We start from the raw sequence: 25712 nt of genomic DNA, 5'->3' as shown, positions 1-25712 counted from the left end.
TTATAAATAAGGATTGTTTAATTTCTCGTCGATAATTCTTGTTTCCGGGCCGTGGCCGGGATAAACGACCGTTTCGTCCGGAAGGGATAATAGTTTGTCGTTGATGGCTGCGATCAGTACCTCCTGGTTTCCGCCCCACAGGTCTGTACGGCCGATACTGCCGGCAAACAAGGCGTCTCCCACAATGACAAAACCGTTTTTCTTATTATAGAAAGCAACGCTGCCGGGTGAGTGTCCGGGTACGGTCAGCACCAGTAGTTCGGAATGTCCGAATTTAACCACTTCGTTTCCTACCAGGTATTTCTCTACCGGAATATTCACCATCTTGCCCGGTACGCCGAACTGCCTGGCCTGTGCTTCGGGCGACGGTAATTGTTCCACATCCGCCTTGTGTGCTTCCGGTTTCAGTCCGTACGTCTGGTTGGCAAACGGGTTGCCGAATATATGATCCAGATGAAGATGCGTACAAAGCAGGTGTTTCACTGTCAGTTTATTCTCGGTGATATAGTCGCTCAATAGCTTCTCTTCTTCCTTACGGCAACATCCGCAGTCGATAATGACCGCTTCTTTCGTATCGTCATGCAATACGAAGGTATTCTCTTGGAAGTAATTAAATTGAAATGCTTGTATTGTAATCATAGCGGTACGTAAACTACTTTTTTAGTTTTGAAAAATTCTTCTTTGAAATGGTCACCCAGCTCGATCGTGATCGCTTGCTTCTGGAATGCATGTATCTCATGCTGAAGTTCGCCCCCTTTCAGACAGATCAAACCATTCGGCAACGCATTCTGTTGTTCTTTTTTTACGTTCTTGCGGGATATTTTGACCAGGTCGGCCAATGGCATGACCGCCCGGCTGACAACGAAGTCGAAAAGTTGTTTTTCTTCTTCGGCGCGGCAATGGCGGAAAGTAACGTTCTCCAAACCGATCGCCTCGGCAACGGCCTGTCCTACCTTGATCTTTTTCCCGATGCTGTCGACCAGGTGGAACTGCACCTCCGGAAAGAAGATAGCGAGGGGAATACCCGGAAATCCCCCGCCCGTACCGATATCCATAACGGTAGAACCGTCTTTGAACTTCATCATTTTGGTGATCCCCAATGAATGGAGTACATGGTGCGGATACAGGTTCTCTATATCTTTGCGGGAAATGACATTGATTTTTGAGTTCCAGTCAGTATATAAGTCATACAGAGCTTCGTATTGTGCCAGTTGCTTTTCGTTCAGCTCCGGAAAATAAGTCTTTATAAGTTCCATAAATTGTTTTTAAAATGCCAGATGAGCGATCGGACTGTCTTTTTTCAGCAGGTATTGTATCTCTTCGTACGGAAGATGTACGTTAGTTGCCCCCACTACATAGGCCGCGATCTCGTATTCATTAAATGTATAGGTAATACCATAATCGTCTATCAGGAAGTTTCCGTTGGGGAAAATCTCTTCCACGCTGAAGAAACCTACGTTTTCCAGTTCTTTCGGATTATCCACATTGTTTTGTTTGGCGATCCGGTCTACCAGTATCTGTGCCAGGTCGTCCTGATAATTATCAATAAATATATCTTCTTCTTTGATCAGATCACCAGTTTTCAGGTCGATGACATTGTTGCTGAAACTGTGCGCTCCATGTGCTCCCCCCGTGTAATTATCGAAATTGACTGTATAGCTCAGGATTCCATTTTGGTTATAAGCAATATCGTTCGATGACATTTCGTAGTAACCGAACCAGGCTCCCACCGGAGTTTCATCCGATTTGGCTACTTCATCCTTATATTCCTCTTCCAGTTCCTTGTAGCTATCCAGGTAGTCTTGTGTATATTTAGCTGTTGCCTCTTCGGGGGATAAAGCATCATAGTTATCTCCGAAGTAAGAGGAGACGAACTGTTTCTGAATCTTTTTCAGTATGTCTTTATTGTCGTATTTGACCGGGAACGTGAAGTTTATCTGTAGGTTACAGTTTGGATTTTCCGGGTTTTCCAGCAAATGATAGGTTTTGTCCACACTGATCGAGTCGAATTTTATATCATTATCCGCCGTCTTTTTTGTTCCGGTATTACAACCACTGACAAAAATACTAATGAGAAATAGAGCCACCAGTTTTTGGCATAATTGCGTCTTCATCGTGATACAGATTTAATTTTATACTTATAAGACGCAAATGTACAAGTTTCTCTTCGAATTACCGAATAGATAACTGATTTTATCAATCTTCTTCATCTATCAAATTGTCATTACTATAGTGGGTATTTTAAATTACCCTTGCGAGTAATATTTTTTTTGAGAAAAATTGATTATTGAAATCTTCTGCTTATCTTTGCCCTGCGCATGAAATGCAACGAGTTGCAACGTGTGTCGTTTTTTGTTGGACATAAGCGTTTTAAATATTATTTGGCATTGAAATCTCGACAATTTCATACCTAACAAATAATAGACAGTAGATGCAAATGTTCTTATCTGTTTATGCACAATGAGAATTGTTTGAAATTGATTCGTGTATATGGACAAGAGCGTGGTACTGTGATATATTTGTTGGGGGGCCTGTCGAGAGCCTCAATGTCTATATATCAACAGTATCCACGCTTCTTTTTTCTTTGTCCGGTCGGAATGTTTAATGGCTGGTCGAGCCATCCGGGATTAGCAGGGAGTATCTTCCCACAAAAATATCATATATTTTTTACGATGTTATTCATATTCTTGAAAATCAAGAAAGTTTAGTGTTAATGTACATTTTGTCCGAAGCTGTCCGGAAGGGTATGCAAATGGGATCTTTTGCTTTATAAATAAGCTTTAAATGAACTAAATCAACGTTTGCTTGTTCTATAGATGTGGCATAGGATAAAAAGCCACAACCTGAGGAAAAAACAATTCAAAATTTTACAGTTAAAAGTTTATCGGATCCATCGTCTGGTTCCGGTACTGGATTATACTTGTCTGAACTACCGGTTCAGGGAGATAATATCGCTGTATCATAAATTAAAGATATATGGCAAAAATAGAAATAAAAAACTTATCCATCCTTTTCGGGCCTGAGAAGGCCAAAGCGAAAAAGATGATCGTGAAAGGAAAAAGTAAACAGGAAATACTGAAGGCAACAGGGTGTACCGTGGCGGTACGCAATGCCAATCTGGAAATAGAGGAAGGAGAGATGTTCGTTATTATGGGACTATCCGGTAGCGGTAAGTCGACTTTACTCCGGTGTATTAACCGGCTGAACGAACCTTCGATGGGGGAAATTCGCCTCAATGGTGTCGATATAACCCGCTCGTCGGATAAGGAGCTGTTGCAGATACGTAGAAAAGAAATGGCAATGGTGTTTCAGCATTTCGGACTTCTGCCTCACCGTACGGTGCTGAACAATGTATCGTTCGGTCTCGAATTACAAGGTGTTCCTAAAGATGAACGCATGCAGAAAGCGCAGGAGAGTGTTTTGCTTGTAGGGTTGAAGGGATACGAAAACCAGCGGGTAGATGAATTGTCGGGAGGTATGCAACAACGTGTCGGACTGGCTCGTGCACTGGCGAATAATCCGGAGGTGCTTCTGATGGATGAGGCTTTTTCGGCTTTAGACCCGCTTATCCGCGAACAGATGCAGGATGAGCTACTCCTTTTGCAGGAGAAGATGAAAAGAACGATTGTCTTTATTACCCACGACCTGGATGAAGCGATCAAATTGGGTGACCGTATCGCGATCATGAAGGATGGTGAGATCGTGCAGGTGGGAACGCCTGAAGAGATCCTGACCGACCCGGCGAACGCTTACGTAACGCGCTTTACCGAAAGTGTAGATCGTGGACGCATCGTTACGGCTTCCTCCATCATGCTGAAACAACCTATCGTAGTAAGGCTTAAAAAAGACGGGCCGGAAACGATTCTTCGTAAGATGCGTGAGAAGCATTTATATGCTTTGCCTGTTATCGGGAATGAGGATCAGTTTATTGGTGAAATACAATATAAAGATGTATTGAGGTTGCGAAAGGAAGGTAGCAAGGATGTGAGTTCTATCGTTATAAAGGAAGTTCCTTCTGTATTGGAAAATACTACGGTAGAGGATATGTTGCCGTTACTTCCTAAAGTACGCCAGGCTTTACCCGTTGTCGACGAGAATAACCGCTTGACAGGCGTTGTTTCTCCTTCGGCCATCATTATCGAGATGACAGGTAAAGACCAGAAAGAAATAGAAGAAATAATTCAAAACGCAATAGACTTATGATCAATATCGGACAATATATAGAGATAGCCATCAACTGGCTGACGGAACATTGGGCACCTTTCTTTGATATAATAAATAATGGCATCGGTGGTTTTATCGATGGCTTCCAGCACGGGTTACTTTGGATTCCCTTTTATGTAATGATCCTGGCATTAACCGTTTTAGCCTGGTTTAAGGCCGGGAAAGGAACAGCCGTATTAACTTTGCTCGGCTTGTTCCTGATCTATGGCATGGGATTCTGGGAGCAGACGATGCAAACAGTGGCATTGGTTTTATCCTCTACCGTTATCGCTTTGGTTTTAGGCGTTCCATTAGGGATATGGACGGCACGCAACCATATTGCCGCAAAAATAATCCGTCCGCTGATGGACTTGATGCAGACGATGCCTGCTTTTGTCTACCTGATACCTGCTGTTTTATTCTTCGGGTTGGGGCCTGTGCCGGGAGCTTTTGCGACAGTGATATTTGCGATGCCGCCGGTTGTCCGCCTGACCGATCTGGGGATTCGCCAGGTGCCGGAAGATATTGTCGAGGCTACTCGCTCATTCGGGGCTACTTCACGTCAGTTATTGTTTAAGGTGCAGCTGCCGTTGGCTTTGCCAACTATTATGACAGGCGTCAACCAGACGATTATGATGGCGTTGTCTATGGTGGTGATTGCCGCTATGATTTCAGCCGGAGGGTTGGGTGAAATTGTCCTGAAAGGGATTACCCAGATGAAGATCGGTCTTGGATTTGAGGGCGGTATCGCAGTAGTGATCCTGGCTATCGTTCTGGATCGTATAACCCAGGGATTTGTTCGTAAGAACTGATCCTTAGTCATTAATTAAAAAGAGATTTATATGAGAAGATTTATTATACTTATCAACCTGATCCTGCTTCTGGTCGTGATCCTGTTCCTGGCTGGATGCAGCCGTGCCAAAGACCCGAAAGAGATCTCTATCGGGTATGTGAACTGGTCGGAAGGGATTGCCATGAGTTATCTGGCAAAGGCGATGCTGGAAGAACAAGGATATAAAGTAACATTGAAGAATGCCGATATCGCACCGATCTTTACCTCGGTAGCTGCCGGAAAGGTAGACCTTTTTCTGGATGCCTGGCTTCCGGATACGCATGTCGATTATATGCGGCAATATGGCGACCGGTTGGAAACGATCGGCGTCCCGTTTGAAAATGCCCGTTTGGGATTGGCTGTCCCTTCGTATGTGACGATCAATACGATCGAAGAACTGGAAACGAACCGGGAACATTTCAAGGATGAGATTATCGGTATCGATATCGGCGCCAGTCTGATGAACCTGACGGAACAGGCGGTCGATGACTATGGCTTACATCTGAAGCTGAAGCCTTCGAGCGGCCCGACCATGACTGCCTTCCTGCAAAAGTCGGTCGAGCATAATGAATGGATCGTTGTCACCGGCTGGATGCCCCACTGGATGTTTTCGCGCTATGGGCTGAAGTTCCTGGAAGACAAAAAAGGTATTTATGGAGAAGCAGAACATATAGAAGCAGTTGCGACAAAAGGTTTCTCGGAAACTCATCCTTATGTAGCCGAGTTCTTCCGGAACTTTAAATTTACGGGCGAGCAATTGAGCGAGTTGATGGATATAATGGAGGATTATCCGATGAGGGAACTGGAAGGTGCAAAAGTTTGGTTGAAAAAACATCCGGAGGTAATCGATTTATTTTTACCTTCGTCAGCAAATCAATTAACTCTGCAAAACGAATATGAAACTGATCGGGAAAATAACTTGTTTGTTGCTGGGACTGGCAATCGGTAGTCCCTTTATGAAGGGGGAGAATATGAAAAATGTAAATGTTGTATTTATAGGCAACAGCATAACGCAAGGAGCGCTGATACAGGATCCTGTGCATGATGCGCCACCGGTGAAAGCAGCCCTGTATCTGACCAAACAGCCTTCGATCACTTCCGTCAAGTATTCTAATCAGGGGGTGAGCGGTTGCACGACAACCGATTACCTGCCGCAGACGGAAACACTTTTTCCGAAAGCAAAGGCCGCAGCCGATAAATTTGCCGATGAAACATGGGCGACGCTTGTCTTCTCTATCATGTTGGGAACGAACGACAGTGCCATTACCGGCCCGAACGGTGCTCCGGCTTCTCCGGAAAAGTATGAAGAAAATATGAAAGCGATTATAAACCAGCTGCTGGCCTTGTATCCGAACTGTAAGATCGTGTTGCATCGTCCGGTCTGGTATAGTCCGAATACGTATAATGGTGCGATGTACCTGAAAGAAGGGCTGAACCGCCTGCAAAGCTATTACCCTGTCCTGCAATCCCTGGTGGCGGATTACGCTAACCGGTTCCCCGGCCAGGTCTTTATGGGCGATACGGAAGGTTTCGATTATTTCAAAGCCAACTATCAGACGGATCTGTTCCCTGAGGACGGTAATGCCGGAACCTTCTATCTTCACCCGAACGTAAAAGGAGCCGCCGTATTAGGCGAGCTTTGGGGAAAGGCGATCATGAAGATACTGGAATAACAGGAACGATTTGGAACAATAAAAAAAATCCATCCGAATGAAATTTGATTTTCTTTCGGATGGATTTCTTTTTTCTACCGGATGACCGGGTTTCCGTTATCTTTTAGCTAATTGATGATCCATGATCGCTACATGATGTTCGCCATACATTTTGAGTTTCTCAACAATGTTCTTGACGGTAGCTTCTTCTTCCACCTGTTCGCGGACGAAACCCCAAAGGAAGTCCTGAGTCGCTTTATCTTTTTCGGCTGCGGCCACATCAACCAGTTTGTCGATCAGTTCGGAAACATGTACTTCATGCTCATACACGTGTTCGAATATTTCGAGCGGCGTGCCGAATGCTGTCGGAACCACGTTGATCTGTTCCAGTTTAACCTGGCCACCGCGTTTGATCGAGTAATCGATCATTGTGTAAGCATGTTCCAATTCTTCCTGCGACTGTTTTTTCATCCAGTGTGCAAAACCGTCCATACCCAGCTGGGAAAAATGGATTGACATAGACAAATAAAGGTTGGAAGACCACATTTCTGCAAGAATCTGCTCGTTAAGAGCGTCGGATAATTTTCTACTAAGTGTCATAATTGTATGTTTTATGTATGTTCGTTGTTTTATTTATAGAACAAATTGCTTTTCGATTTGTTTTGTTATTCTACTATTTCTTATGACATGCAATTAGAAATTCTTATCTTCGTTACCAATTAATAAACATTGTTTGATATGAGAAAGAAACTGGAAATACTTGCCGCAAGGTTACGGCAAGCCGTCCGGATGCATCCGGTAGAAGTATTGTTGTCCGTCGCTTTCAGCCTGCTTGGATGTTTCCATTATGAGAACGCCTTTGCCTATCGTTTCCTGACAGCTCCACTAGCTTATTTCCCGGTACTGTTTCTGGTCACTTTTACATTAAACGGATGGACGGCACAGCATAAGTTCCGGCCTTTATATTATCTGTCCGCTTTCTTCTTTATCCCTTTCCTGTGGATAGAAAGGGATAATTTCTGGACAGCCACCTATCTGGTTTCGCTGATTGTAGTGCAGCTGTTTTATCTGGTAAGCGGATGGAAACGGGATAACGATGCCTTTGTGTCTACCGGCCTGCATTATCTGCGGGCATTGTTTTCTGCAGGGCTGTTGGCCGGTATTGCTTATCTGCTGGCTTTATCGATCTACTATTCGGTGCAGTATATATTTGAAATAGGACATTCGTACGACAGGCATTTTAATACCGATTCCGCATTCCTTATTTTTATGTGCGGGATGCCTTTGCTGTTCCTGATGTTCATCCAGAAGAAGGAGGGGGAGGAGACTCCGAACCGCTTGTTTGAAGTATTGTTGAACTATGTCCTTTCGCCGGCCTTACTGATCTATGCGGTGATCCTCTACCTTTATTTTATAAAGATCGCCATTCAATGGTCGCTGCCCAAAGGGGCGATCGCCTATATTGTCGTCAGTTTTATTTCAGCTACTTTTATATTGAAGGGCTGCCAGGCATTCTTAAGGAAACGGTATTATGATTGGTTTTACCGATTCTCCAGTTTGGCCGTACTTCCGGCTTTGGTGATGTACTGGGTAGGAACTTATTACCGCATCAACGAATACGGATTTACCGAGCCGCGTGTGTATCTCGTGGTGACCGGCTTGATCCTGACTGCTTTAACCCTGCTGTTCTTTACGAAGCGGTGGGGGCGTTACCTGTATGCAGCCTGCCTGGCCATCGTGTTCCTGTCCGCCGTCACTTATATACCCGGCATTACGGCCAAGAATATCGAAATCATTTCACAGACACGGCGCGATAATTATCCGCCGAAGGAAAAGGGATACGATTACGACTCTTATATACAGATTACCTACGACAACCCGGTCGATATATCCGGCTACCATACATTGATTCCGGTCACCGGATATAAAGGCAATGCCCTAATGTGGACATCTGTCGATCGGGATAGTTTTTATATTTTTAACAAGCCCGAAGAGCTTGTTTATGGTGAAAGCCTTTCTACTTTCTGGACCAACCAGTTGAACAAAGCAGGCATCAACCCCGGCGACACCATCCCCGATGCGGCTTTCCCCATTCTTCTTGAGTTTGATATGGATTCGGCGAAGCTCATTTTTCAACAGATCAGTTTATACCGGAACTCTCCCGATTCGGCTTATGCCATTTCCTATATAACTCCATCCTATTATCTGAAAAAGAAATAGCAGATCAAGGTGTCCGGCAAGGTCGGGCACCTCGATTGCGCATCCGTTTATCAACGGAAAATCGTACCTTTGCAATTCCTTAAAATTATATTTATGAAGAGATATTGTCAGACACTGGATTTAAAAGACGACGAAACACTGATACAGGAATACATGTATTGGCACTCACCCGAACACTCCTGGCCGGAAATCAGTAAAGGTATTCGTGAAGTAGGCATTTTGGATATGGAAATATACCGCCTGGGTAACCATTTATTTATGATTGTTGAAACCCCCGACGACTTCGACTGGGACACCGCCTTTGCCCGTCTCGCCACCCTCGACCGTCAGGCCGAATGGGAAGCTTTCGTGGCCAAGTATCAGCAGGTCGCTCCCGGTGCCACATCCGCCGAGAAATGGCAGTTGATGGATCGTATATTTAAACTACCCGAATCAAAATAATCCGATGGAAAAGAAAAACAAACAAAGCTTATTCGCCGCCCCCAATGGGAAATCTTACATTATACCGTTTATACTGATCACCAGCCTGTTCCTTCTATGGGGATTTGCGCATGGGTTGCTCGACGTGCTGAACAAGCATTTCCAGGGCGCGTTTACGATGACGAAAGCCGAGAGCGGCCTGGTGCAGTTCTCTACCTATATCGCCTATTTCCTGATGGCACTCCCGGCCGGAATGTTCATGAAACGCTACGGCTATAAGAAAGGGATCATCCTGGGATTGCTGTTGTTTGCCGCCGGCGCATTCGCTTTTATCCCGGCGGCTTTCCTGCATTCGGCCACGCCTTTCCTGGTGGCACTGTTCATTATTGCCTGCGGGCTTTGCATACTGGAGACGGCTGCAAATCCCTATTCGACCATCCTGGGGCCGGCGGAGTCGGGGGCACAACGCCTGAACCTGTCGCAATCGTTCAACGGACTGGGCTGGATACTGGGGCCGTTGGTAGGAGGCGCCCTGATCTTCGGGGGAGCGCAAGACGATCCGTTCGCCCTGACGAAGCCTTATATCCTCGTCGGCAGTGTCGTGCTGCTCGTGGCTGTCCTCTTCTTTTTCACCCGGTTGCCGGAAGTGAAGGTGGAGGAGGAAGAGGTGCAGGAAGATGTAAAGTTTCCTGCCACTTCGATCTGGAAGCACCGTCAGTTTGTTAGAGCCGTGGTGGCGCAGTTCTGCTACTGTGCGGCGCAGACCGGGATATTCAGCTTCTTCATCAACTACGTAACGGAACTCGATCCGCAAATGACGAATATCGAAGCCTCGCGCATCCTGGCATTTGGCGGGATGGCCTTGTTTATGATCGGTCGCCTGTCGGGAAGTTTTACGATGAAATGGATGGCTCCCGGTAAGCTGCTTACCTGGTTTGCGTTGGCGGATGCTATCTGTATGGCGCTGGTCGTTGTTTCGGCAGGGACGGTTTCGCTGTATGCCCTGTATCTTTCCTTCTTCTTTATGTCGATCATGTTCCCAACCATCTTCGCGCTGGGATTGGAAGGGATGGGCGGCTATACGAAGAAAGCTTCTTCTTATATCGTGATGGGAGTTGCAGGCGGCGCATTCAGTCCGATGCTGATGGGATATATCGGGGCGGACAACATGGCGATGGGATTTTTTGTCCCGCTGCTGGCCTTCCTCTACATCCTTTACTTCGCAATGAAATGTAAAAAGGAGAATAGCCGGTAAATATATCCGATATTGTTTTTTATGAAAAAAGGGTGTATCAAAGATGTTAAATACATAAGACCCTTGAATTTGTATTTGCCATCACTAGTATAGTGTTTGTCTTACTTAACTAACACTTTGGTACACCCTGAGTAAAAAGGTCATCTCATATCATCACGATATAAAATGTACTCGAAACCTCACGGTCTCTTCTCTCTAAAATCTATCTGCATCCTCTTGGAGCAAATAGGGTATCGTGAACCAGAAACAGGTCCATTTCCCGATCTCCGATTTTACCCATAACTCTCCACCCATTTTATCTACTATCATTTTACAGATACTTAACCCGAGCCCGGTTCCCTGAACAAAAGTATTCAGTTGCGTAAACCGTCCGAAGATATTATCCAGTTTATCTTGCGGTATGCCGATACCCGTATCCCTCACGAAAAATCTTAACTGTTTTTCTTCCGGTAGATAATCGTAACCTACGCTGATCGATCCTTCTTCCGTGAACTTCATCGAATTGTTCAGCAAATTAATAAATACCTGCATCAAACGGCTCCGGGCTGAACGGATTATATAATCTGGAAATCTTTTGTTACAAAGTATCTCTACTTTATCATTAGTATGCCTGAGCATGGCCGAATGTACTACCTCATCAAGGAGCGCATTGACTGAAAAGACCGTCTCACTAAAGTCGAGTATTCCCGCTTCGATCTTTGCCAGATCAAGAATATCATTTATCAATTGCAGCAAAAGGGAGTTATTACTTTCAATGATGTTGATATATTCCTTTGCTTCTTCTTCCGATTCGGCTGTGGGCAACAAATTTGAAAAACCGATAATGGCATTCAAGGGCGTTCGTATTTCATGGCTCATATTAGCCAGAAAAGCCGACTTCAATTTATTAGATTCTTCGGCCTTGTTGATTGCATTGCGAAGGTTCTGTTCGAGCAATTTTTGTTCCGTGATCGGCAAGAAGATTCCTGACAATCCTATCACATTCCCTGTCTCGTCGTATTCAGATTCAGCGACCAATTCTTCCCACATTTCTTCTATCCCGTAAAAAGTACGCAATTCACTTAATTGATATTCAATACGTCCTTTCTCAATTTCCCCTTTTTTCATCTGGTTGAACAAATGGCGCACCTTAGAGCGATAATCGATATGCACAGCCAATAATGCTTCTTCCAATGAAACTTGTTTATTTATGACTAGTGTCTTTTTTACTTTTCCAGTCATAGAATCAATTTCCGTTGTAGGCATTTCTATCGTGATCAGATCTTCTATGATATTATAATACCAATAGATCATATCCGCTGCATCGATAGCCATTAACAGCTTATGATTGTATTTCTCCAGATTCTTCCCGATATTTTTTTTCTCTGTTATATCGATAAAAAACATATCGACAACATTCTGTTCTTTTGCTGGTATGATGATTGTTACATAAGTAAATTTACCCAGAATACGCTCACCTATATATGTCTCTTTCGTTTTAAGTACTTCTTTTGTCGTATCTATTGACTTTTTTAGTGAACCGATTTTTGTTTTCTCAATTTCAGCCCTGTTTTTATGTAAAATCTCATCTTTCGGATATATTTTAATATCAAACGTCTTATTGACATCTAAAATTATTATGTCGTCCCAATCTTCGTTCTCAATTAATTTGAACCGTATATAAGGAATAGGCATATGATCGAACAAATCATAGTATTTCTGGAATAGCTCATGTTCTTGCATACGCATATTCGAGCGCATGCGTCTAACATACATAATATTTAAAAGAAAAAATATTACTACTAGCAAAATACAACAAATCAGTATCAAAAGCCAGTTAGATTCCATCTGTTCGCAGGGTTTAATCGATTTTTTTTATTCTATTACAGGCCTGTCGTCGTCGTCACCCTTGCCGGAAGTTGACGGGCGCGTCGTTCCGGTGCTTGTTCTTCCTCCCATGCCTGCTCCCAGATTATTTGAGATCACAACACGGTAATGATCGATACGTGCATTCCACCAGGCGAAGAGTTCGGCATATTTATCATCACCGTTTACAATCGCCAATGCATTCAATTTTTCTACCAAAGTATTATATGCCTTCTCAAAGGCAGGTCGTGTTACTTCGGTACTTCCTTTTCCCGACTTCACGGAGTATTCTTCTGTGCGTTTAATTGTAAGGGAGGAGCAAAGGTCGTTTACCTTCTGCAATTCCTTCATCCAGTCATCCAGCTCTACCAGTGTGACATCTTCTTTATATTTATCGGAAGATAGTTCTTGTATAAAATTATTGATAAAACTCGTCTGATCATCGAAAGAACGCCGTTGTGCTCCTACGAACGTGTCCGTGAAGGCCGTTAACCGCTCTGCCGCACTCCGTTTTTCCGGTTTGAAATGCCGCAGGAAGTTCTTTATTTGTGAGATAATTGCCACGTGAAGATTCCCGCGCTGTTTATTGGCTTCGTTCATTTGGCTGGTATAGAAACTCTTAGCGACATTGACTATACTATCATCAAAGGCTTGTAATTTTACTTGATAATCCGGAAACAAATCATCAACTACAAGCTCTGCTGCTCCTTTTGCTTCGATTGCCGCCTCAACTTCGCGGCCAAACGTGAGGCTCTCATTATTCTTTAATCTGGTTTTCGTTCCAAATGTCTGTATTTTGGCCATAGATTTAGGTATTAATGAATAAATTTAGACTTAGAGAATACATCATTCTTTTATTTTTATGCCCTGCTTTAAATTTCGTCCTTCGATAAACTTATCGAAGGGCTATGTTGCTTATAAATGTTCTTCGATATAGTTATCGAATGATTATGTTGATCGCCTTGGCCTTTAAATATCAATATCGAAAGGCTTTGCTGACGTCGGCGTTCATTCGTGTTTTTATCGAGGGGTTTTGCGGGCTGCATGGCCTTTCGATAAAATAACCGAAGAGATATTATTTGATAAATGGATCTTCCATATTTTAATTTTTTATATACATTAACAATCAGAATGACTAGATTAAACGATCGTTTTTTCTAGTCACGTTTTAACATTTGCAAGCAAAATTGATTTTTTTAGCCGTAATTTTTAGAAAGCAAAGAAAATCAATATTTTTGGAGAAATTTTATGATGTTTTCTTTGCTCGTTTTACATTTTATAATACTTTTGTAGGTGACTAAGAAAAACGATCCTTAAAACTAGTCATTGCTATTTAACATATTATTCTTTTGAATATCATAGCTTGTGTTGGTTTGAATATAGGTGATTTAACAAGTGTATCTACTTAATAAACCTTATTGTCTTAAATTTATTTTTGTAACTTCTTGCTTTCCTGATAATGCAATCATTATTCATAATAAAAAAGCCCACATGCAGATGAATGCATGCAGGCTTCCTTATTTATATAATGTATAGTCAGCTTATTTTAGAAACGATTCCGCTCTTCCCGGAGAGAACAACTCCCATAAAGAAGCGACCGTCCAACCCGGAGCGAAGATGTCGTTGTAATAGCCTTTACCATTTTTACCATAATCCCAGTTGGTGTGTTGCACGACTTCGGGGTAGTACCCTTTTTTTGCAACCCCGCACATATGTCCTTCGTAAGGTAACAACTGGCGCATGGATGTACTGATAACCTCGGCGAAGGTGGAGAAGCGTTCTTCCTTATATTCCTTTGCCAGCCAGTGAAGTACATCTACGAAATCGAAGATGAAGACGTCGATATGGTTGTTTTCAACAGAAACGTTTCCCCAACCGCGCGTTTTCAGTCCGATGTCGCCCAGCATTTGTCCCGGTGCGAAAGGCACGTCCCAGGTGTAATACCATGAGAGGGCGAAATAGGCGGCCTTGCGTGCCAAGGCAGCGTAATGGGCACGTTCTTCGCCTTTCGTGGCCAGTGCCAGGTAATAGGCGGCAGTGGAACCGTAGAGAGAGGCTTCCTTATCTTCGCAGTTGGCGTCGAGGGTGGAGGAGAAGTAATCCGATTTGGAGATCAGCTCTTTCTCGAGGTAGTCTACCGAACGTTTGGCGGCTGTCAGGTAACGTTTGTCCTTGAAGTATCTGGAAGCCATAATCAGCGGAAGGGTTGCCGAGGGCGTGCTGCCTCCGCTCTTATCGACGATGGAATAATCGTCCTTGAATTTGCGGGGGAAACTGCCGTCCTCGTTCTGCAAACGGAGGAAACTTTCCAGCATACTCTTGATCCGTTGTTCCCATTCCGGGTGTTTGCGGCCGTGTTCTTTCTCGTAACCGAGATAATACATCAGGGCGTAGACGCCTTCAGATTGGCGGCGGATGCTATGCACGTCGTCCTGCTTGTCGTTCTTGTAATGGACTCTTTCGTTGAAGAAACCGCCCGTGGAGAAGCCGTTTTGCAGGTAAGTGTCGAAGATGGAGTTGGCATTTGCCACGAGGTCTGTGCGCTGCTGCTTTTCGCCGTATTCAAGGGCATTGAAGGCATTGAGAAGAGTGCGGCCTACGAAGCCGACTTCGGCTACATCGGTGTTGTCGCAAGTCTCGGTGCGCAGTTCCACGCCTGAATAATAGTGGGTGGGGTAGTCGCTGACATAACTTTCCACGAAGAAGTTGCTTAAGACTTCCTTCATCTTGTCGGGCGTATAGGCGGTCTGGACGGGTTGCGGGCGGTTGGTGTCGAAACTGTATTCCCAGGCATGCTGCACGCATTCGGAGAAGTCGGCGGCATTGAACTCGTTCACTTCCCAGGTCAGCGTGATGCTTTCGTCCTTGCGGAGCAATTGGAAGGCTTCGACGGCGGGGGCAAGTGTGAGTTTGCGGATATAGGTTTTCGGGGCTTCCTTGTAGGGGAAACCGAAGGAGAGGGCGGCTGTTCCCGCAAGGTTCTCGAAACCGGTGTAGCCGATGGAAGTCTTGCCGGAGAGGATCACTTCGCCTTCTTTATGGGTGGTCAGGGCGTCGGCCTTGAATTCGTCGAGACGGATCACGGAGATCGTTTTGCCGTTCTTGGCATCGAAGATAGCGGTCATGGGGGTACTCAGGCGGTCTTCCCGTACGATCCAGCTGTCGGACGTGTGGAAAGAGGGGGCTTTCTCCGGCGAACGGAGGTTGCGACGGTACCAGAAGCCGGGCAGGTAGAACTGGCAGTCGTCGTGACTGAAACCGGTCTTGATCTGCTCCGCGTAATTGAACCAAAGGTCTTCGTAGGCGGTGATGCAGACTGTGATCTGTTGTTTACCGTCCTTATCTTCTATTTTCTGGTAGATCGAAAGGGGGAGTTTGTCTCCTGCCTTGAGCTGGTAATCGAAATAATTGTCCTGCAACTTCTGCATGGTCAACGGGTACTGCCGGGCATCGTTTCCGGGTACTTTCAGGGCAATCGAGGCTTTCACGTTTTCCGGTGAATAGTTCACTGCCTCCACGCCGGTCGTTCCGGCCAGCAGCAGCAATGAAAGGGCTACGTTTTTCAAATTCATATTGATATATTTAAAAGTTAGAATACGGGTTTTTCTGATTTCAAAGAGGGTGAATCGGTTGCGACGGCAGGCCAGCCGTCTTTCCAGTCGATACGATCCAGCATCAGGACGCGGCCGGATGGGTCGTTCACATTGACTGCATGGTAGAACGTCCAGTCGTTACCGGCCTTGTCTGTAAGGATCTCCGAGTTATGGCCTGTTCCGACGAAAGAACCGTTCTTGTGGATCAGTACTTCGTGATGGTTTTCCAGCATCGGTTGTCCGCTTTTGTCCACATAGGGGCCGAACAACTCCTTCGAACGTCCTACGACTGTCGTGTAGGTGCTTTTCAGTCCCTCACAGCAGGAGCCGATCGAAGCGAAGAGGTAATAATATCCGTCCTTTTTATGGATATAGGTTCCTTCGTAAGCCGTACCTGCGATCTGCACAGGGCGGGAGCCTTCTTTCAATGAGAGTCCGTCGTCACTCAGTTCGATGCCGTAAATACCTCGGAAGCTTCCCCAGAAAAGGTATTTCCGGTTGCTTTCTTCTATATAAAAAGGATCGATAGAGTTCTGTACATTGATCTCGTTGCTACGGAGCATCATCCCCTGGTCGCTGAAAGGGCCTGACGGACGATCGGCGGTAGCACAACCGATACCGCAAGTCCATTCGCCTCCCCAGACCGACATGGAATAATAAAGTACGTACCGGTCGCCGACCTTATTGATGTCGGGAGCCCAGAGTCCGCCGTCGGGCTCAAAGTCCGGGCGTGTCTGATCGGTGAACGCAGTGCCGACCATTTCCCAGTTAACCAGATCTTTCGACCGGTGAATAGGTAAATTGCGAATATCCTCCGTCGCATACAGGTAGAAATAGCCATCGTCCCCCCGGATAACCGAAGGGTCGGGAAGGCTGTAAGCAATCACAGGGTTTTGATAGGTTTCTGCCTTTTCTCCGGTGTTTCCGCCATTGCCTTCGTCTTTAGAGCCGGACGAGGAACAGGCCGCAAAGCCACATAGTGCCAGTAGTAATAATTCTTTTTTCATTTTGCCAATTTAGGGGTTATATATTCTTTACTGATTCGCATCCGGTCGATACCGTCGACTTTCTCGAAACTGACGTTACCGATGTGCATGGCGCGCGGATGAATATTCTCTTTATCCTTATGCGCATGATAAACGATCCGGAGGTTTCCCTCTTTATCCGTAAACATCGCGCTGTGCCCTACACCGACCAATTCTCCCGGCGACTGTAACAAAGGGTTTTCGTCATATTTCGTCCATTCTCCCATAATATCCGTAGCCGTTGCACAACCTACTCCGTATAAAGGGCTTTCATAGCTGTTGGCGGAATAGGTCATGTAATAAAGTCCGTTGCGCTTAAGCACATAAGGGCCTTCATTTACGCGCGGCCAGACGGTTTCCCATTCCTGCGAGACATGGATGCAAGGGTGGGAGGTGCCTTCCTTTATGGTAATGAGGTCTTCCTCCAATCTGGCCACCCATATATTATTCCCGTCGTTGAAAGGGACATAGAAAAGATAAGGTGTACCGTCATCATCGATAAAGAGTGAGTTGTCAATGCTCTTCTCGGTGGCTATCATCGGCTTCTGTTCTTCCTGTCTGAACGGGCCCAGAGGGGAATTGGAAGTGGCAACGCAAATATGTTCATCCGCGGAGTAATACATATAGAAGGTATCATTTACTTTATATATCTCGGGGGCCCAAAACCATTTGTCGGCCCAGCTGTCTTCTTTATTCAATGCCAGCCCGGCGAGTTTCCAGGTATTCAGGTCATCGGAGGTGTACACTTCGATCCCCTGGTCGGAATGTGTCCCATACGCGTAGTAAACCCCGTTGTGCAGCAGAATGAACGGATCACCCAAGGGGACTGTTTCTGCTGCTATCTCCACATTTTCTTTTTCCTTTGCCTTGTTGGATGAACATCCGACAAGAACACTCAATACTAGAATTCCAATGTAAACAAAACTTTTTTTCATGGTCTTATATTTTCTATGAATAATTTACTTTCCAATATGATATCGCAAAACACCATTATAGGCCGGCTGACAACCTTCTGAATAAAGTCCGACTTTCGATAGCGGGTAAGCAGCCTCCAACTGACATATTTCCTTTCCGTCTATAAACAGATAGAGGTTATTGTCTTTTTTAACGGCACGTATATTATAAGAGGTCTTCAATAATTCATTGATCCGGATCTTGTCTATATGCCGTGACAGATCCTGCGGGTCTTTATTGATGAATCTCAATGCATCGGTCTTTACCGGAGAGAACGACAGCTTGTTATAGGCCGGATGAGGGGCAATTTCACTTTGGCTGTTCTCCCCAAGAGGATACCATTTCCCGTCTTTCGCATATTCTATCACGAAACGGTCGAACATATTCTCCGCGAAATCATTCTTATCTCCAACATCATGGCGATTCAAATAAAGAGCATCTAACCAGACAGGGCTTTGAAAGCGATAGCCTTTCTCTATAAAGTCTGTATATTTGACATCCGGGTAAATGGTTTTCAGGCATTCCAGAGGAAAACTATATTTCTGTAAGGTTTTACCGTTTTTTACCATTGTAACATCCAGCGTGCGTGTACTGCCGTTAATTACAGCTTTCACATAGTTATCTTTATCTATATAGACCGGATAACCACCTGCAAGACCCTTTTCGGAGAGGTTGGATACCTGAAATGAATATTCATAATTATTCAGCATATCGCCCTTCAGTATCTCTGTTTTATTATTATCCGAAACTTTCAAGCCCTTTGCCGTGCTTTCATATTTTCCGCTGATACATTCCCAACCGGGCATGGTACAATCATAATCATCAAAGCCAAGCGTATATACAATTCCGTCAAAAGCAGCCTTTCCCTCTTTAACAAACAGACCGGGGACACCGGCTTCTGATCCCGGTAGTATTCCTTCAAACCATGACTTTCCCGGAGCAGGAATGCCATCCAGAAGTACTTTCATATTATCCATATTTTTTTCTATTGTAAAGGTATGGTATACTCCAAAGATAAAATCTTCCGGTAAATTAAAAAACTCTTTCCGCTCTTTTCCCTGTATACAAGTTTGCAGATACCAACCGGAGCGGGTTGAATCCAAACCTACATTTATATAATTCTCCGCATCTTTCCAATAGGCTATGACTCCGGCTTCATTTGTGGCATTCACTCCGGCTTCAAACAAATAGGATGTGCCTGATTGTACCTTGTCTAGTAATCCATAAGAAGATTCCTGATTTTGCCATACCAACTCGCCATCGGTAACGCCCCATTGATCGTTTGCCGGGAAAGTCCAGCTTTTTAGTAAAGACGCATCATCAAAAGTATCACCGTAAGTCGGTTTGGCCGGTTCCGGATGATATCCTTTTGTATTGGGGCCGGTTATTCCGTCTACATAAAGTGTTTTATCGAAGAATTGCACACGGTTTATGTATTGTCCGCGAGGTTCATGGTTCTTATTCGCCATATAAATAAGCCACCATTCGAAACCGTTCGGGCCACGCAAAATATTAGGTTGTCCGGGAGTTAAAAGGATGTCGTCTGCTTTATCATCTTTCATATCGAATAAAGAAACATCAAAGAAGTTCGTTCTACTGCCTTTATTCGTTTCAATAGCCAGGACGTTGGGAGCATCATTCCTCAATACGGCAATCTGCTTTTCACTCAAATTAAGTATACAATAATCCGCCCCTTGCTTATTATAAATCCGCTCTCCGTTCAAATATATCTTAGTATCTCCGTCATGGGCTACACGCAAAGCGGCATTCTTTATCGTATTATTTATCTGGAAGGTCTTGCGCAACCATAAGGAAGACGTCTGCCATTCTGTTCCCAGATGACGTGTAGTCGATCCTTCCACATCTTTTGAAGCAAATCCGGATTCCCCCTTTTTCCAACCGGAAGCATTATAATCAGGTTGCATCCAGTTACCTTCCGGCTGTTCTTCCATATAAGCGAAGTACGGCTCATAAGCTTTACCATATCTTAATAAATCCACATAATTTTCTTCCAGGGAAGTCTGATTGGATAAAACTACCGGATAACTATACTTTCCCCCATTCTGGAAAGTCAGTGGAGAATTCGCCTCTGCTACACCTAATTGGTAATTCCCCCATTCTGTCGATGTATGATTAGCATTATACATCATATAATAACGATCTCTGTACTTCATTACCCAGGGGCCTTCAGCTACGCGATTGTCCATTGTTTCCCAAGTGTCGGGTAAGGAAGCAAACTGACATACCGGTTCACCGGAAAACTCTGCCGGTGATTTCATTTTACGTCCCCAGATCGTATTTCCGTCTGTAAAGCGAACCATATACATATATAATTGTCCGTCATCATCTTTAAAGACCATAGGATCGATCCGGTTATCCATCCAGGTTGTTTTGTCCGGTTCCGTATAAGGTCCTAGTATATCTTTACCCTGTGCATGTACAATATGTACGGCATGTTTGTCTTTCCCCCAATAATTGACAGACCAATATAAATGAAAATCTCCGTTCAAATAGAACATATCGTTTGCGTGGATCTGATTATCTCCGGCTCCGCTTCCTTTTGTCCAATCGTTATCCATTGACACTACATGCACCGGAGTCCCCCAATTAACGAGATCTTTAGAGATGTAAAAATCACCATTCGTAAAAACACCTCCGATATAATATTTTCCATTATACTTCACTGCTCCGGCATCAGCAACTCCGGGCAACACTGGGTTCCGGATGTTTTGTGCACACAGGTCTAAACAACAGGAAAGAGCTAATAATAGTATCGCTTTTTTATTGATATTCATGGCAAAGATTATTATAAAAGTATCCTTTAATCTCCATACGAACAATTAGAGTACGAAGATAAAGGATACTTTGTTAACATAAAAAATTAATACATCGGATTCTGCGTCAGTTGCCCTTCACTATTATCCACTTCTATTTGCGGGATCGGCATACGTCTATGTTTACCTATAATGAAGTTGTTAAAATCTGCATCCCGGCTTTTCAACTCGTCAATGCCGGCCTGGGTATCCAGAAGTCCCCAACGTTTCAGGTCAGCCCAACGCCAGCCTTCAAAGCAAAGTTCCAGCGAACGTTCCATTTGCAGACGTTTCATAAAAGTATCTTTTGAATTCAGAGAACTTTTCCACTGGCTTTCTGCTAATTTGACAAGTCCGGCACGTTCTCTGACTTTATCTACATAGCCGGCAGCCTCTGTAATCGAACCTCCCGTTTCCACAATACATTCTGCATAATTCAACAGGATGTCGGCATAACGCATGATGCGATAATTGTTACGGGCAAAATAGTCTTCCGTTTCACGATAATAAGAAGTATTATATTTACGGATATAGCAATCTTCCTTACTTTGTCCCCAGTTATCCCATTGTGTGTTATCATCTGCATCCGCTATTTTATAATATTTTCGGGGCTGTTCCGGGAAATCCTGTGAGAAGCCGTGATACAAAATGCTGCTATACAGACGAAGGTCATTCGAACCATCAGCTCTTTTCTCCTTTAAGAATTCATCCACCAACCATCTGCGTGCTTTTCCGTCTCCCCAGCCAATGCCACTCGGTGCATAAAATTGTGTACGCTGGAATCCCATAGCCATACTTGCGTCATTACCTGTTCCTCCTTTATTCTGATCGTCAAACTGAATTTCAAAAATACCTTCTTTATTATTTTCATCCAGATCCGTAAAGTTATTTTCTCTGTTATCGATCAATCCGTATAGTGAACCTTCCTTATCTATCAACCATTGAAGTTGTTCTTTGGCCTTATCGAATTTGTGTTGCTGCATATAAGCTTTACCCAGTAAAGCTTTCGCTGCACCTTTTGTAGCTCTGCCGACATTGGCTGCATCCCATGCTTCCGGTAGATTTTCTGCAGCAGATAGTAAATCTTTTTCTATCTGTGTCCAGATTTCTTCTTCTGATGCATCCGAAGGCACATAATCAGCATTTGCAGGTTCTAATATCAATGTCCCTTTTTCCCACAGCAAATTGATCTGAAAATACCATAAAGCCCTCATAAAGGAAGCCTGAGCCAATACTTTACTCTTCTGGGCTTCATCCATTTCAATTTCAGGAACATATTGTAAAACCTGGTTACAGCGGTAAATTCCCATGTAGAAGAATTCCCAGTGTTGGTTATTCCCTTCATTGAAATTGTAATTGGTATACAGAAAACGTGTCCAGTCGCCAAGTTCAACCCATGGAGAAGAACTCCATCCTTCATCGGAAGATAAATCGTAACGAAACGATAGCCAACGCATCCAGGTCGGTTCTTTGTAAAGTGCACTATAACAGGCTTTCACTCCGGCTTCTGCATCTGATGCAGTTTTCCAAAAGGTTGGGACAGTTGCTTCATTCGGATTATCTATATCCAACAAATCCGCACTACAAGCTGTACATAATGATAAAGCGCCAACAACTAATAATTCATATATTTTTTTCATATCTTCTCTTGATTATAAATTAAAAGGTCAAATCCAATCCAAACATTACAGAACGGGTATTAGGGAATGCAAAACTGTCTGTTCCTCTATTCCATACATCCTTATTCACAAAATCAGGATCCAAACCGCTATATTTTGTAAAAGTAATCAGGTTGTTCCCAGCTACATATAAGCGAAGTTTATCTATACCAAAGTTGTTCACTAACTCTTTCGGCAGACTATATCCCAATGAAATATTTTTCATTCTAAAGAATGAGCCATTTTCAAGGAAACGATCGCTATCCATCGAATTACGCTGGTCGCCATATATGATACGAGGCGTATTTGAATCTTGATTTACCTGATAAGGTTCTTCCCCTTTGTCGTAACGAATATAGTTCGAGTTATCGTAAAACAAACGTCCCTGCCATTTCGTAACATTGTAAATCTTGTTTCCGAATTGTCCATACCACATCATTCCAAAATCAAAATTCTTCCATTCGGCATTCAGCATGAGTGAGAGTTGCATTTTAGCCCATGGACTTCCACATATTTGACGGTCATCCGCAGTGATATTGGCATTATCATCGGTATCAATATATTTAACATCACCTAATTGAGGACGTTTGCCGTTGATCATGATCGGTTCACCCTTTGAATTCACATAATTGTTAATCTGTTCCTGGGTTTTAAAGATGCCATCTGTTTTATATAAATAGAACATAGATAAAGACTGGCCGATTTCGCTTTTAGCCTGACCTGAGTAATAGACATCTTTTCCATATCCCAGATCTATGACTTTATTGCTTAAGGTTGTTATATTCATATTTACATTATATTTGAAATCTTTTACCTGATCTCTCCAACCGACAGTCATTTCAAATCCCTGATTTTTTAAACTTGCTGCATTAGCTTTCGGAGCTCCTCCCTGATTACCTGTAGACAAAGCAATTGGCATATCGGTTAATACATCATGGGTTTTAGCCACATAATATTCAGCACTCAAACTTAATCGTTGATCTAAGAAAGCGGCATCAAAACCGTAATTCATTGTTTCTTTAGTTTCCCATACCAAGTTGTTATTTACGATTTTAACTTGTGCAGCTCCCGGAACAATAGTTCCTCCCAACAAGGTTACAATACTTTGATTGATCGTTCCTAAATAATCCCATTCACCAATAGATGAATTACCTAGACGTCCCCAGTTTCCTCTGATCTTTAAATCATTGATCCAGGAAATATTAAAAAAGTTTTCTTTTGAAATTCTCCAGGCGGCAGAAACAGACGGGAAGTTACCCCAACGGTTTTCTTTCGATAAACGGGATGTTCCATCACGGCGGAATGTGCCCGTTACATAGTATTTATTATCGTATACATAATTGACGCGGCCTAAATAAGAGATCATTGCACTTTTCTTGATACTGTTAGTATTTTGCTGGTTGCTTTGACCGGCATTAAGTACTGTCAAATAATCATCGGTACCTAATTGTGGAAAGTTCAAACGAGATGCCCATAAGCCTTCCCATTCGTTTTTTTGATAGGTAGTACCTACCACGGCATCAATATGATGTTTCTTGATATCTTTATTAAAGTTCAGCGTATGCTCCACCAACATATTATAGGTATTATCACGTTGCTTCTGACTTTCCGGATCACGGTGTTCCTGGTTCTGAGTCCAGTTACCTTCTCCCCTGAACCATGATTTTTCATAAAAATATAAATCTATACCACCATTGAATTTATAAGATAGAAAATCAAACGGTTTAAATTCCAACCAAACAGAACCATTTAAACGATTTTGTCTTTCTTTCATCTTCTCCAGATTTTCACGGGCTATCGGATTTGTTCCAAAAGTATTATATTTTGCTGCATCTCCATAACCATATCCTCCCGGGTTGTTAGCATCATATACAGGAATTGTCGGCATCATACGAACCACATCATTATATGGGTTTGTCTGTAGAGGGTCTTTGTTTATTAATGAATAAGCCAGATTTTCGCCAAAAGAGAACATGCCTCTTTTACCCTGTGTATTGACACGGAAGCTGTATCTGTCGAAATTATTGCCATAAGAAACACCGTCATTATTATAATAACCGGCAGATACAAAATAATTACCTGAATCTCCACCACCGGAAAGCGATACATTATAATCTTGTACTAAAGCAGTCTTAAATACTTCATCTTGCCAGTCTGTATCAAATTCAGAATGCTGTTGTGTTGTTGTAATACTGGCAATGCCATCTTTTATTGCTTCATTATAGGCAATATCATTATACTTCCTATATTCGGCTGCATTCATTAAATTATAGCGCGGACTCCATTCCAATGTTTCCTTTACGCTGACACCCACTTTCATCGGGCCTTTAGTACCCTTCTTTGTCGTGATAATGATCACTCCATTTGCTGCACGCGAACCATAAATTGCTGCTGCCGAAGCATCTTTCAATATTTGAATAGATTCTATATCTGAAGGGTTAAAATCGACACCCGGCGAAGTGATCATTCCGTCTACGACCCATAATGGGGTATTGTCACTTAATGAGCCAACGCCTCGAATTTCAATCGATGCGTCTTCTCCTGCTTTACCGGTACTACGAACGTTTACACCAGTAGCCAGCCCTTGCAACTGATTAGCGATTGTTCCGGCAGCACTTTTTTTCATTTCTTTTGTGTCTACAACAGCTACCGCACCTGTTAAATCTGACTTTTTCACAGTCTGATAACCAATCACGACTATCTCTTCCAGTGCTTTGGAGTCATCCTTCATCACTACATACAATGGGTTTCCTTTATACGTCATCTCTTGAGAAGTCATACCTATATATGAGAAAACTAATGTATTACCACTTTCTCCCGAGAGAGAGAACTTTCCATCAAAATCAGTTGTCGTACCGATAGTTGTCCCTTTTATTAAAACATTAACACCGATCAACGGCATTTTTTCTGCATCCACTACTGTACCGGAAATAGTTACATTCTGGGCAAATGCTGTTGCCGTAAATACAGTAAAAAACAGAACTAATAATTTCTTAATCATTTTTTATAGAATTAGATTTTAAACTTTGCGAAAGCCGATCTTCCGCCTTTTCAGTTAATCAATATGTATGTGTTTTTTACATACATGAAATGTAAAGATTCAAAGATTACAATACTTATGTCATAGGCTTTTCTTTTTTCACGGTATTACTTATTTTTGTTTAGAACTCTTGGTCGCAAATGTATTTCAATATGACAATAACAGCTACAACTATTTTTCCAATTAATACAATAATAGAATC

19 protein-coding genes are annotated in these 25712 nt (G+C 43.4%); 7 read left to right on the top strand and 12 right to left on the bottom strand.

Going from position 1 to position 25712, the window contains the following annotated elements:
• The 3 genes from HMPREF1212_RS16600 to HMPREF1212_RS16590 are packed head-to-tail and all read right to left on the bottom strand — an operon-like array spanning window position 1 to window position 2114.
• Window positions 1-639 (bottom strand): MBL fold metallo-hydrolase, encoded by a 639-nt coding sequence (locus tag HMPREF1212_RS16600; RefSeq protein ID WP_046150086.1) that lies wholly within the window; start codon window positions 637-639, stop codon window positions 1-3.
• Window positions 636-1256 (bottom strand): 16S rRNA (guanine(527)-N(7))-methyltransferase RsmG, encoded by a 621-nt coding sequence (rsmG, locus tag HMPREF1212_RS16595; protein ID WP_046150085.1) that lies wholly within the window; start codon window positions 1254-1256, stop codon window positions 636-638. Before rsmG ends, HMPREF1212_RS16600 begins: the two co-directional genes overlap by 4 nt.
• Before the next feature lie 9 nt (window positions 1257-1265).
• Window positions 1266-2114 (bottom strand): DUF3298 and DUF4163 domain-containing protein, encoded by an 849-nt coding sequence (locus HMPREF1212_RS16590; protein WP_028727848.1) that lies wholly within the window; start codon window positions 2112-2114, stop codon window positions 1266-1268.
• An 862-nt stretch (window positions 2115-2976) separates the two neighbouring features.
• Here HMPREF1212_RS16590 and HMPREF1212_RS16575 point away from each other — a divergent pair.
• The 4 genes from HMPREF1212_RS16575 to HMPREF1212_RS16560 are packed head-to-tail and all read left to right on the top strand — an operon-like array spanning window position 2977 to window position 6708.
• Entirely contained in the window at window positions 2977-4203 is a 1227-nt protein-coding gene (locus HMPREF1212_RS16575) for a quaternary amine ABC transporter ATP-binding protein (protein WP_046150084.1), read from the top strand.
• On the top strand, window positions 4200-5015 hold the full coding sequence (locus HMPREF1212_RS16570) for an ABC transporter permease (protein ID WP_046150083.1): 816 nt from the start codon (window positions 4200-4202) through the stop codon (window positions 5013-5015). Before HMPREF1212_RS16575 ends, HMPREF1212_RS16570 begins: the two co-directional genes overlap by 4 nt.
• Window positions 5016-5045: 30 nt before the next feature.
• Window positions 5046-5984, top strand: a complete 939-nt coding sequence (locus HMPREF1212_RS16565; protein ID WP_046150082.1) for a glycine betaine ABC transporter substrate-binding protein — start codon at window positions 5046-5048, stop codon at window positions 5982-5984.
• Window positions 5932-6708 carry a GDSL-type esterase/lipase family protein gene (locus HMPREF1212_RS16560; RefSeq protein WP_046150081.1) on the top strand — a complete coding sequence of 259 codons (777 nt, stop codon included), beginning with the start codon at window positions 5932-5934 and terminating at the stop codon, window positions 6706-6708. The genes HMPREF1212_RS16565 and HMPREF1212_RS16560 overlap by 53 nt, the downstream gene beginning before the upstream one ends.
• 96 nt (window positions 6709-6804) lie before the next feature.
• Here HMPREF1212_RS16560 and HMPREF1212_RS16555 read toward each other — a convergent pair whose 3' ends face one another.
• Complete coding sequence (locus HMPREF1212_RS16555) at window positions 6805-7287, bottom strand: ferritin (protein ID WP_046150080.1); 483 nt, start codon at window positions 7285-7287, stop codon at window positions 6805-6807.
• 138 nt (window positions 7288-7425) lie between these two features.
• Here HMPREF1212_RS16555 and HMPREF1212_RS16550 point away from each other — a divergent pair, with 138 nt between their 5' ends.
• The 3 genes from HMPREF1212_RS16550 (at window position 7426) to fucP (ending at window position 10582) form a co-directional block, all read left to right on the top strand.
• Window positions 7426-8907, top strand: a complete 1482-nt coding sequence (locus HMPREF1212_RS16550) for a DUF4153 domain-containing protein (RefSeq protein ID WP_046150079.1) — start codon at window positions 7426-7428, stop codon at window positions 8905-8907.
• A gap of 93 nt (window positions 8908-9000) precedes the next feature.
• Window positions 9001-9348, top strand: coding sequence for an L-rhamnose mutarotase (locus HMPREF1212_RS16545; RefSeq protein WP_044192220.1), 348 nt, complete (start codon window positions 9001-9003; stop codon window positions 9346-9348).
• Window positions 9349-9352: 4 nt separating this feature from the next.
• Complete coding sequence (gene fucP, locus HMPREF1212_RS16540; protein WP_028727838.1) at window positions 9353-10582, top strand: L-fucose:H+ symporter permease; 1230 nt, start codon at window positions 9353-9355, stop codon at window positions 10580-10582.
• Window positions 10583-10777: 195 nt separating this feature from the next.
• Here the strand turns inward: fucP and HMPREF1212_RS16535 are convergent, their stop codons facing one another.
• The 8 genes from HMPREF1212_RS16535 to HMPREF1212_RS16500 all read right to left on the bottom strand — a co-directional run bounded on the left by HMPREF1212_RS16535 (window position 10778) and on the right by HMPREF1212_RS16500 (window position 25471).
• Window positions 10778-12337, bottom strand: a complete 1560-nt coding sequence (locus tag HMPREF1212_RS16535) for a PAS domain-containing sensor histidine kinase (protein ID WP_198293273.1) — start codon at window positions 12335-12337, stop codon at window positions 10778-10780.
• A 99-nt stretch (window positions 12338-12436) separates the two neighbouring features.
• A complete protein-coding gene (locus tag HMPREF1212_RS16530) occupies window positions 12437-13231 on the bottom strand; it encodes a DUF6261 family protein (protein WP_046150077.1) in 795 nt (264 codons plus the stop codon).
• A 737-nt stretch (window positions 13232-13968) separates the two neighbouring features.
• Entirely contained in the window at window positions 13969-15999 is a 2031-nt protein-coding gene (locus tag HMPREF1212_RS16525; protein WP_046150076.1) for a glycoside hydrolase family protein, read from the bottom strand.
• Between the two features lie 17 nt (window positions 16000-16016).
• Window positions 16017-17027, bottom strand: a complete 1011-nt coding sequence (locus HMPREF1212_RS16520; protein ID WP_046150075.1) for a family 43 glycosylhydrolase — start codon at window positions 17025-17027, stop codon at window positions 16017-16019.
• Window positions 17024-17980: a glycoside hydrolase family 43 protein gene (locus HMPREF1212_RS16515; protein WP_046150074.1), complete on the bottom strand. Its 957-nt coding sequence runs from the start codon at window positions 17978-17980 to the stop codon at window positions 17024-17026. The genes HMPREF1212_RS16520 and HMPREF1212_RS16515 overlap by 4 nt, the downstream gene beginning before the upstream one ends.
• 24 nt (window positions 17981-18004) lie before the next feature.
• Entirely contained in the window at window positions 18005-20794 is a 2790-nt protein-coding gene (locus HMPREF1212_RS16510) for a glycoside hydrolase family 43 protein (RefSeq protein ID WP_046150073.1), read from the bottom strand.
• 86 nt (window positions 20795-20880) lie between these two features.
• The gene (locus tag HMPREF1212_RS16505) at window positions 20881-22452 is read right to left on the bottom strand and encodes a RagB/SusD family nutrient uptake outer membrane protein (protein WP_046150072.1); all 1572 of its coding nucleotides are present in this window, start codon (window positions 22450-22452) and stop codon (window positions 20881-20883) included.
• 19 nt (window positions 22453-22471) lie between these two features.
• Entirely contained in the window at window positions 22472-25471 is a 3000-nt protein-coding gene (locus HMPREF1212_RS16500) for a SusC/RagA family TonB-linked outer membrane protein (RefSeq protein ID WP_046150071.1), read from the bottom strand.
• Window positions 25472-25712: the final 241 nt, after the last annotated feature.

The organism is Parabacteroides sp. HGS0025 (genome assembly GCF_000969845.1).
Taxonomy (GTDB): domain Bacteria; phylum Bacteroidota; class Bacteroidia; order Bacteroidales; family Tannerellaceae; genus Parabacteroides; species Parabacteroides gordonii.
This window is presented reverse-complemented; position numbering and strand designations above follow the sequence as displayed.